Source organism: Streptomyces sp. SPB074 (assembly GCF_000154905.1).
In the GTDB taxonomy this organism is placed as follows: domain Bacteria; phylum Actinomycetota; class Actinomycetes; order Streptomycetales; family Streptomycetaceae; genus Streptomyces.
Window position 1 is genome coordinate 3433753 of the sequence record NZ_GG770539.1, and the last position, 9860, is coordinate 3443612.

At 74.3% G+C, this 9860-nt stretch carries 7 protein-coding genes and 1 pseudogene; all 8 read right to left on the reverse strand.

Going from position 1 to position 9860, the window contains the following annotated elements; all coding sequences use genetic code 11:
* Nucleotides 1–259: 259 nt before the first annotated feature.
* Complete coding sequence (locus tag SSBG_RS34700; protein WP_234010526.1) at nucleotides 260–415, reverse strand: zinc-binding dehydrogenase; 156 nt, start codon at nucleotides 413–415, stop codon at nucleotides 260–262.
* Between the two features lie 37 nt (nucleotides 416–452).
* Complete coding sequence (locus SSBG_RS14200) at nucleotides 453–1244, reverse strand: NAD(P)H-quinone oxidoreductase (RefSeq protein ID WP_008746809.1); 792 nt, start codon at nucleotides 1242–1244, stop codon at nucleotides 453–455.
* Nucleotides 1245–1982: 738 nt separating this feature from the next.
* Entirely contained in the window at nucleotides 1983–3095 is a 1113-nt protein-coding gene (locus tag SSBG_RS14210; protein WP_037869757.1) for a potassium channel family protein, read from the reverse strand.
* A 102-nt stretch (nucleotides 3096–3197) separates the two neighbouring features.
* Nucleotides 3198–4787, reverse strand: a complete 1590-nt coding sequence (locus SSBG_RS14215; protein ID WP_234010745.1) for a molybdopterin molybdotransferase MoeA — start codon at nucleotides 4785–4787, stop codon at nucleotides 3198–3200.
* Nucleotides 4788–5095: 308 nt separating this feature from the next.
* A pseudogene (locus tag SSBG_RS14220) lies at nucleotides 5096–6016 on the reverse strand (DUF6457 domain-containing protein).
* A 306-nt stretch (nucleotides 6017–6322) separates the two neighbouring features.
* Complete coding sequence (locus SSBG_RS14225; RefSeq protein ID WP_008746812.1) at nucleotides 6323–7810, reverse strand: dihydrolipoamide acetyltransferase family protein; 1488 nt, start codon at nucleotides 7808–7810, stop codon at nucleotides 6323–6325.
* Nucleotides 7810–8844 (reverse strand): alpha-ketoacid dehydrogenase subunit beta, encoded by a 1035-nt coding sequence (locus SSBG_RS14230; protein WP_037869759.1) that lies wholly within the window; start codon nucleotides 8842–8844, stop codon nucleotides 7810–7812. The genes SSBG_RS14225 and SSBG_RS14230 overlap by 1 nt, the downstream gene beginning before the upstream one ends.
* Nucleotides 8841–9860: thiamine pyrophosphate-dependent enzyme (locus tag SSBG_RS14235; RefSeq protein ID WP_050776773.1), on the reverse strand; the 1020-nt coding region annotated here is incomplete at its 5' end. The genes SSBG_RS14230 and SSBG_RS14235, both read right to left, overlap by 4 nt.

Genomic DNA, 9860 nt, shown 5'->3' on the forward strand with positions numbered 1-9860 from the left:
TGTGCTTCTTCGGGCCCAAAGCCGCAAGCTCAGCGGCCAGACTGGTGAGCACACCGAGTTCTCCGTGTGCCAGCACGATCACGGGTGCCTGCCGGACCGCCACGGCCGTGCGCCCGCGATGGCAGCCGACGCGCCCGTGGATCTCCGCCACCGTGTGTCCGTGCCCTCCCCACGGACGCACCGACCGGAGGTTCTCGGCCGTGCCTCCGTGAAGTGCACGGCCGTGGCATCCACGGGCGTCCGCAGGGAGTCGTGGAGTTCAGCCCGTCGTCAGCAGCACCTTGCCGATGTGGGTGCTCTCGTCCAGGACACGGTGCCCGGTCGCCGCTTCGCTCATGGGGAGGCGGCGGTCGACGATCGGCTTGACCGCACCCGAGGAAAGGAGGGGCCACACATGTTCACGTACCGCCGCCACGACCGCGGCCTTTTCCGCCGCCGGGCGGGCACGCCTCTCACGTCGCGGTGACAGCGGCGCGCTTGCCCATCAGCGCGGCCAGGTTGAGTTCGCCCTTGGCTCCGCCCTGCATCCCGATGATCGCGAGGCGGCCGCTCGTGGCCAGTGCCTGGATATTGCGGTCCAGGTACTTCGCGCCCATGTTGTTTTTGTTTTCACGTCGGCGCCGTGCCCCTCCGTCGCCTTGCCCAGCTCGGCGACGAAGTCCTGCTCGCGATAGTTGATGAGTGATGTCCGCCCCGAGCTCGCGGCAGCTCTCCAGCTTCGCCGCCGTGCCCGCCGTCACCGCGACGCGCGCCTCCACCGACTTCGCGAGCTGGATCGCCATCGTCCCGATCCCGCTCGAACCGCCGTGCACCAGAAGGGTTTCCCCCGGTCGCAGCCCCGCGACCATGAACACGTTCGACCAGACCGTGCACACCACCTCCGGCAGCGCGGCCGCGTCCACCAGATCGACCCCCTCGGGCACCGGCAGGAGCTGACCGGCCGGTACGGCCACCTTCTCGGCGTAGCCACCGCCGCCGAGGAGCGCGCACACCGCGTCGCCGACCGCCCAGCCCGAGACGCCCGCGCCGAGTTCGGCGATCCTGCCCGAGACCTCCAGGCCCGGGTACGGGGACGCGCCGGGCGGCGGGTCGTAGAAGCCCTGGCGCTGGAGGAGGTCGGCGCGGTTCACCGCGCTCGCCGCCACCTCGACCAGCACCTCTCCGGGCGCCGGGCGGGGATCGGCGACCTCGGACCACTGGAGCACGTCCGGTCCACCGGGTTCGGAAATCGTGATCGCATACATGCTCGCGAGGCTACTCGCCGGTCGCGGTCCGCTCCCGGAACCCGCCGACCACCGCTACGACAGCCCGCACCGGCACGCCGCCCGCCCCTCCGCCGCACGCCGGGGACCGCGCCGTGGGCCGCACAGGCGACGGCGCCGTCGACCGCGCAAGCGACCGCACCGGTGCTCGCTCTCCCACTCGTACGGGGCTGTCCCCCGCACAGGACGCGGCCCGCACCCGTACGTACTGGGTCGCGTCCGCGCGGTCCACCATCCCGCCCCGGCCCACCGGCCGGGCACGCGACCACGCCCACAACTACGACCTTGCCCGGCCGCCGCGTCCGGCGGCAGCACACGATCCACCGTGCCCGGCCGCCGTCCAAGCTCCGTATACGGCCCTCACGCCGAGCCGTCGCCCGAGCCCGCCGCGTCCCACCGCCCCCGGCCGAACCCGCGCCCGTCCCGCCCGGCGGCAGCCACGGCCGGAAACGCGGCGCCACACCGTCAAGCACACCGGAACCACCACGCGAAGGAGCCACCACAAGAACCCAGCACACGCCCCCCGGGCCAACCCACGCCGCGCAGCCCGACACCGGACCCGTAGCGCCCAGACCGGCCGCCCCGCCCGGCACAGGGACCCGCCGCGCCTCAACTCGCGCGGCCCGGCCCGGCACCCGACCCGCCATCCGTGCCACCGGCCCGCGCCACCAAGCCCGGCCCGCGTTCACCCCTGCCCGGTCGCGCCCCGTTCCGCGCCCGTCAGGACGGGTGTCCGCGGAGGGGGCGGGTGTCGCGGAGGGCTCGGGGGTCCGGGCCCGCGCGGACGATGGTGATGAGACGGTCCGCGGCCTGGAGGGTGCCGACCGCCGGGTCGTCGTAGCCGAGGACCCGGTGGCCGCGTACGACGCTGACCACGAGGTCGTTCGTCTCGCGCGGGCCGCGCCCGATCTCGGCCTTTATGACCGGCCGTTCGACGAGGTCGAGGCCCGTGCCCTGCTGGATGAGGTCCTCCATCACCGTGCCCGCGCTGGGGCTGAGCACCGAGAGTCCGAGGAGGCGCCCCGCCGCGCTCGCGCTCGTGATGACCGCGTCCGCGCCCGACTGCCGCAGCAGCGGGGCGTTCTCCTCCTCGCGCACGGCCGCGACGATGTGCGCGGCCCGGTTGAGCTGCCGTGCCGTCAGGGCCACGAGGACGGCGGTGTCATCGCGCTGGGTCGCGATGATGATCTGCCGCGCCTTGCTGACCTCCGCGCGTGCCAGGACGTCGCTCCGGGTGGCGTCCCCGACGACGCCGGCGAAGCCCTCGGCCGTGGCGAGCTCGATCACCTTCTCGCTGGGGTCGACCACCACGACCTGCTGCGGGGTCAGCGAACCGGCGGTCAGCACGGTCTTGATCGCCGAACGTCCCTTCGTGCCGAAGCCGACGACGACGGTGTGGTCCCTCAAGGCATTCCTCCAGCGGTGCAGCCGCCATTCCTCACGGGTTCGCTCCGTGAGGACCTCCAAGGTGGTCCCGACCAGGATGATCAGGAAGAGCACGCGCAGGGGCGTGACGACGAGGATATTGATCAGCCGCGCCGTATCGCTCACCGGCACGATGTCGCCGTAGCCGGTCGTGGAGAGCGTCACGGTCGCGTAGTAGAACGCGTCGAGCAGATCGACCTTGTGGTCGGAGTTGTCGCTGTAGCCGTCCCGGCCCGCGTAGACGAGGAGCGCGGTGCCCACGAGCACCGCGAGCGCCATGGCGATGCGCCTGGCGACCTGACGGAAGGGCTTCTCGACCACGCGGCGCGGGAGTTTGATGCGCGTGGCGACCAGTTGCTCACCCGCCTGACGCGCGATCGCGTCCTGTCCGGGCAGTTTCACGTGCATCCTCCATCAAGGCCCTGGCGATGTTTCACGTGAAACATCCCCTCCCACACCACCCCACGATTTTTCACGTGAAACATCGCGCTCGTCCATCCGGGCCATGTTTCACGTGAAACGTCCACCCGCTCGTGGCAGGTCGAGCACCTCCACGACGGTTCCGGCCTCGGCACCGCCCGGAGGGACGACCGCGAGACTGTCGGCATTCGCGATTCCGCGCAACATCGCGGGCCCGTTGTAGCGCAGGACACACAGCCGCCCCTCACGTACCAGGACAGGCAGGAGCCGGGTGTCCCTGGGGTGGCCCTCGGCGCTCTCAGTGAGCGGCAGGCGGGTACGGGGGAGTTCCTCGCGGCCCGCGAGAACGGCGAGCAGGGGGGCGGCGAGCGTGAGCAGCCCGGAGACGGCGGCGAGCGGATTGCCCGGCAGGCCCACGAGGTGCTGGCCCGGCGCGGTGGCCGCGAGCAGCATCGGGTGTCCCGGGCGGACGGCGACGCCGTCCACGAGGAGGCGGGCTCCGAGCCGGGTGAGCACGGACCGTACGTGATCGACGGGGCCGGCCGCCGTGCCGCCGGTCGTGAGGAGGAGGTCCGCCTCCGAGGCGGCGAGCGCTTCGGCAAGGGCGTCCTCCTCGTCGCGGAGGCGGCGCATGCCGAGGACGCGGGTGCCGAGGGCGTCCAGCCAGGCGGGGAGCATCGGGCCGAGCGCGTCGCGGATGAGACCGTCCGCGGGGATGCCGTGGCCGAGGAGTTCGTCGCCGAGGATGAAGACTTCGGCGGTGGGGCGGGGGTGGGCGCGTACGGCGTCGTAGCCGGCGGCGGCCGCGAGTCCGAGGACAGGGGCGGTCACGACCGTGCCCCGGGCGAGGAGGGCATCGCCCGTGCGGCACTCCTGTCCACGCGGGCGGATGTCCTCGCCCTGCGCGAGCGGGCGCAGGGCGTGCAGGCGTACGCCGTCGGCCGTCACCTCCCCGTGCTCGCTGCGCAGTACGCCGGTCGTGCCGTCCGGGACGCGTGCGCCGCTGGCCACGGGTACGGCGGACCCGTCTTCGAGACGTCCGTCGGCTGTCATGAGTTGATGCCCCGCCAGTACCTGCGCGTCGGGGAGCAGGCGCCAGGGTCCCGGTCCCGCGACGGCCCAGCCGTCCATGGCGGAGGTGTCGAAGGAGGGGAGGTCGGTGAGGGCGGTGAGTGGTTCCGCGAGGGCGAGGCCGGGCGTCTGTTCCAGGGGTACGAGCGGTACGGGGTGCGCCGCTGTGCGCGCCACGGTGTCGCGCGCCGCCCGCAACGCTGTCTCGCGGGCATCGTCCCAGCTCAGCATGGCGATGGAGTGCTTGCGGGGGATCGTGGCAGGGCGGCGGCCCCGGGACCGGGAATCGCCGTCGCCCGCCGCGCTCGCGGCGTGCTCTCGTACGGGCCCGCCGTCACTCCGCCCGTCCTCACTCCGGCCGGTATCACCCCGCGCGCCTTCGCCCCGCCCGCCGTCGCGAGCCGCGGAGTCCTCCGGCCACGCCTCGACGGCCGGTACGCCGTCGGCCGCCGGTACGTCCCCGGCCCATGCCTCTTCGATCGCGGTCCACGCGTCATCGGCACCGACCGCGCCCTTGGCCCGTGCCCCAGCCGCTCCGGCTCCCGGCGCGCTCACCCGCCCGGTTCCGCCTTGTGTGGGACCACCGCGCCCGTCCGCCGCGTCCTCCATGTCGTAGACGGCGGCCCAGTCGTACGCCTCGCGTGGCTTCTCCGCCTCGCGCCCCTCAGCGGGCGCTTCCGGGGCGTCGGCGGCAGCCGGGCCGGAGCGCGGGGCGGTGGTGTGGGCCCGGGCGAGAGCGAGAGCCTGATCGAACTCGGCGTCGTAAGCCGCCTCCGTGTCAGCCGCCCCTGCGTCAGAGGTCGCCTCCGCGTCGCGGGCCGTCTCCATGTGAGCCGCCTCCGCACCGTCGGCCGCTTCGCCGTGCGTTGCTTCGGGGGTCGGCTTCCGCCCGGGAGGAGTCGTGCCGTCCGGGGCGCTCACTTCGCCTCAGCCGCCCAGCGCTTGGCGAGGGCCTCCGCCTTGCGCGCCGCTTCGGCGACGGCCTCGGGGCCGCCCTCGGCCCTGCCCGCCGCGTAGCCGACGAGGAAGCTCGTGAGGGGCGCCGCCGGGCGATCGACGCCGTGCGCCGCGTCGCGGGCGAGGTCGAGCAGCAGACGTACGTCCACGTCGAGAGTGATGCCGAGTTCGGCCTTGACCGCGGTGATCCATCCATCCAGCACGTGCCCATGCTCCCTGATCCTGTCCTGGGCGGCGCCGAGATCCTCCCAGGTGTCGCAGTCGAAGGAGACGCGCTCCTCGTCGGGCACCCGGACGAGGTCCAGCGGGCCGAGCAGCCGCCGCAGGGGCAACCCGCCGGTCCTCGCCTGCCCGCCGCTCCCGTCCCGCAGTCCCCCGGGCGCGTTCCCGGGCCTCCCGCGCAGGCGCTACAGGCCCTCGCGCAGCGGCGCGGCGCGGTAGACAGCGGTGAGGTACTGCTCGCGGCCGTCCCCGTCCACGTAGAGGGCGCCGTCCTTCGCGGGGTCCGCGTCGAGCGCGGCGTGGAGACGGGCGAGCGCGGCCGGGGTGAGGAACGGGAGGTCGGCGGAGAGCAGGCACAGGCGGGCGGCGGTGACGTGGCGCAGCCCCGCGTCGAGCGCGGCGAGCGGCCCGCCGCCCGGCGGGTCCTCGCGCGCCCACACGACGGGCCGCGCGACGGGGCGCGGCGCCGCCACGACGACGGTGGTACGGGCTCCCGCACACGCTCCGAGCACCCGGTCGAGCAGCGTCCGGCCGCCGACACGCAGCCCCGGCTTGTCCGCGCCCCCGAGCCGCCGGGCGCCGCCCCCGGCGAGCACGACAGCATCGAACGCGCCCGCGCCCGCGCCCCCGTCCCCGGCACCGTCACCGGCCGCCGCCAAGGCCACCGAGGCTGCCGCTCCCACCGCGCCGACCACCACCGCCGGAGCCACCGACCCCACCGAGGCCGCCGCCCCTGTCTAATCCCCTCCCTCGCCCGAGCCACCCCTTCGCCCGTCCCGCGATTCCCGGTTCCGTTGCCGGCTCGCCCGACACCGTCCTTCATGCCCCCCAGTTAGGGGGGGCGCGAGGGAGCGGCGGGGGACAGGCGGGCCGTGATGTTTCACGTGGAACATCACGGCCCGCGAAACGGACCGGAGCGGCCGGACACGTCCGAGGGCGCGAAGGCGGCAGGGAGTGCGGACGCGTCAGAGGGTGCGGAGGAGGAGAGCGGGCTGTTCGACGCAGTCGGCGATGTAGCGCAGGAAGCCGCCCGCCACGCCGCCGTCGCACACGCGGTGGTCGAAGGTGAGGGAGAGCTGCACGACCTGGCGGACGGCGAGCGCGCCCTCGTGGACCCACGGCTTCGGCGTGATGCGGCCGATGCCGAGCATCGCGGCCTCGGGGTGGTTGATGATCGGGGTCGATCCGTCCACGCCGAAGACGCCGTAGTTGTTGAGCGTGAACGTCCCGCCGGTGAGCTGGGCCGGGCTGAGGCGTCCGTCGCGGGCGATGCGGGTCAGTTCCGCGATTCCGGCCGACAGCTCTTCGGTGTTCTGGTCCTGGACCTCGCGGAGCACGGGCACGACGAGACCGCGCTCGGTCTGCGCGGCGAAGCCGAGGTGCACGGACCGCAGGCGCACGATCTCCTTGGCGGCCGTGTCCACACGCGAGTTCAGCTCGGGGAAGCGGGCCAGCGCGGCACTCGTGATGCGGGCGAAGAGCGCGAGGACGGAGATCTTCGCCGCGTCCGGGCCGGCGGCCGTGTTCATCGCCGCGCGGGCGGCGAGGAGTTCGGTCGCGTCGGCGTCGACCCAGCACGTCGCGTCAGGGATCTCGGCGCGGCTGCGCGAGAGCTTCTCGGCCGCCGCCCCGCGCATCCCGGTGAGCGGGACGCGCTCCTCGGCGGCGTCCGGCGGGGTCACGACGTCCGCCGCGGCCGGGGTACGGGCCGGATCGGCGACCGCCCGCTCGACATCGGCGCGCACGATGAGGCCGTCGGGCCCGCTGCCGCTGAGGGCCCGCAGGTCGATGCCGTTGTCCCGGGCGAGTTTGCGCACGAGCGGCGAGATGACGGGAACGGGTCCCTCGAAGGCCGGGGCCGGAGCGGGGCCGGGGTCCGGAGCAGCGCCGGAATCCGCGGCGGTGACGGGTGCGGCGGTGGCCGCCGCCGCGGGGGTCCCGGTCGTACTGACGCGTACGGCCGAGGGGGCCGCGGCGCTCGTACGGACCCGGCGGCGGCGTACGGCGGTCACGGTGGCCGTGCCGTAGCCGACGAGCACGTTCCCGGAGCCGCCGTCGGCCGCGTCGGCCGCGTCGGCGGACGGCGAAGCGGCGGGCCCGCCCGCGTCCACCGTCGCACCACCCGCGCCCGCGCCGACGCCACCCGCACCCGCCGTGGCGCCACCCGCACCCGTACCCGCGCCACCCGCGCCCGTACCGGCGTCGCCCTCCTCGACGGCGATGCTCACGAGGGGCGCGCCGACCGGCAGGGATACGCCCTCGGCGCCGTGGCGGGCGGTGACGACCCCGCCGTGCGGGCACGGGACCTCAACCATCGCTTTGGCGGTCTCGACCTCCACGACGGGCTGGTCGATCACGACGGTGTCACCGACCTCCACGAGCCAGGTGACGATCTGTGCCTCCGTCAGCCCCTCACCGAGATCCGGCAGGGCGAACTCCAGGACCTGCGGCATCAGCGTTCAGCCTCCCACTGCAAGCGCGCGACGGCGTCGAGAATGCGGTCCACACCAGGAAGATGGTGCCGTTCCAGCATGGGGGGCGGGAAGGGGATGTCGAAACCCGTGACGCGGAGCACGGGCGCCTCCAGGTGGTGGAAGCAGCGTTCGGTGACGCGCGCGGCGATCTCGCCGCCGGGTCCGGCGAAGCCCTGCGCCTCGTGGACGACGACGGCACGTCCCGTACGGCGCACGGAGGCGGCGACGGTCTCGTCGTCGAAGGGCACGAGCGAGCGCAGGTCCACGACCTCCAGGTCCCAGCCCTCGGCGACGGCGGCCTCGGCGGCGTCCAGGCAGACGGGCAGCGAGGGGCCGTACGTAAGGAGCGTCGCGCTGCGGCCGGGGCGGCGCACGACGGCGCGGCCGATGGGCCCGACGGGCTCGGGACTCTCCGGCGACCAGTCGGCCTTCGACCAGTACAGCCGCTTCGGCTCCATGACGACAACCGGATCGTCCGAGGCGATGGCGGCACGGAGCAGGCCGTAGGCGTCGGGGACGGTCGCGGGCGTGACGACGTGCAGGCCCGGGGTCGCCATGTAGTAGATCTCGGAGGAGTCGCTGTGGTGCTCGACGCCGCCGATGCCGCCGCCGTACGGGATGCGGATGGTCAGCGGGAGCGGGAGGCGTCCGCCGGTGCGGTTGCGCATCTTCGCGACGTGGCTGACGACCTGCTCGAAGGCCGGGTAGGCGAAGGCGTCGAACTGCATCTCGACCACGGGCCGCAGCCCGTACATCGCCATGCCGACGGCCGCGCCGAGGATGCCGGCCTCGGCGAGCGGCGTGTCGAGGCAGCGCTGCTCGCCGAACTCGGCGGCGAGCCCGTCGGTGATACGGAAGACGCCGCCGAGGGTGCCGACGTCCTCGCCGAGGACGTGCACGGCGGGGTCCTCGGTCATCGCGTCGCGCAGGGCGCGGTTGAGCGCTGCGGCCATCGTGGTGGGCCGGGGCGCGTCCGTCGCGGGTGTGCTGGTGACCGTCGTGGCCGTCGTCATCGGCGGCTCTCCCGTTCCGTGTCGTGCGCGGCGTCGCGCGGGGTGCCGGGCGCAATGCCCGCTCCCTCGCCGTGGGCCTCGGCCTCCGCCTCGCGTTCGGCGCGCAGTTGTTCCGCCTGCTCGGCGAGTTGCGGGGTGGGTGTGGCGTAGACGTGGGCGAAGAGCTCGCCGGGGCGGGTGTCGGCGTCGGCGTTGAGCCGGGCGCGGAGCCCGGCGGCGAACTCCTCGGCGCGCTCGCGCTCCGCCTCGATCGCGTCCTCGTCCAGGAGGCCGAGCGCGAGCAGTTCGCGCTCCAGGAGCCGCACGGGGTCGTGCGCGCGCCAGGTTTCGACCTCCTCGGCGTCGCGGTAGCGCGTCGCGTCGTCGGCGTTGGTGTGCGCGTCGAGGCGGTACGTGACGGCCTCGACGAGCGTCGGCCCGCCTCCCGTCCTGCCCCGCTGGACGGCCTCGTCGAGCACCTCGTGCAGGGCGAGGACGTCGTTGCCGTCCACGAGCCGGCCCGGCATCCCGTAGCCCACGGCCTTGTGGGCGAGCGAGGGGGCGGCGGTCTGCTTGTCGAGGGGCACGGAGATGGCGTAGCCGTTGTTCTGCACGAGGAAGACGACGGGTGCCTGCCAGACGGCGGCGAAGTTGAGCGCCTCGTGGAAGTCGCCCTCGCTCGTGCCGCCGTCGCCGCACATCGCGAGCGCCACGACGTCGTCGCCGCGCAGCCGGGCGGCGTGCGCGAGGCCGACGGCGTGCGGGAGGTGCGTGGCGAGCGGCGTGGACAGGGGGGCGACGCGGGTCGCGTGCGGGTCGTAGCCGGTGTGCTTGTCGCCGCGCAGGAGCGTCAGGGTCTCCAGCGGGTCCACGCCGCGCGCGACGACGGCGAGGGTGTCGCGGTAGCTGGGGAAGAGCCAGTCCTGGTCCTGGAGCACGAGTGCCGCCGCGATCTCGGCGGCCTCCTGCCCGGTGGTCGAGGGGTAGACGGCGAGCCTGCCCTGCCGGGTGAGGGCCGTGGCCTGCGCGTTGTAGCG

Coding starts and splice junctions, on each gene's coding strand:
- SSBG_RS14200 (WP_008746809.1), bottom strand. CDS start 1,244: ATGTATGCGATCACGATTTCCGAACCCGGTGGACCGGACGTGCTCCAG.
- SSBG_RS14210 (WP_037869757.1), bottom strand. CDS start 3,095: ATGCACGTGAAACTGCCCGGACAGGACGCGATCGCGCGTCAGGCGGGT.
- SSBG_RS14215 (WP_234010745.1), bottom strand. CDS start 4,787: ATGGAGGACGCGGCGGACGGGCGCGGTGGTCCCACACAAGGCGGAACC.
- SSBG_RS14225 (WP_008746812.1), bottom strand. CDS start 7,810: ATGCCGCAGGTCCTGGAGTTCGCCCTGCCGGATCTCGGTGAGGGGCTG.
- SSBG_RS14230 (WP_037869759.1), bottom strand. CDS start 8,844: ATGACGACGGCCACGACGGTCACCAGCACACCCGCGACGGACGCGCCC.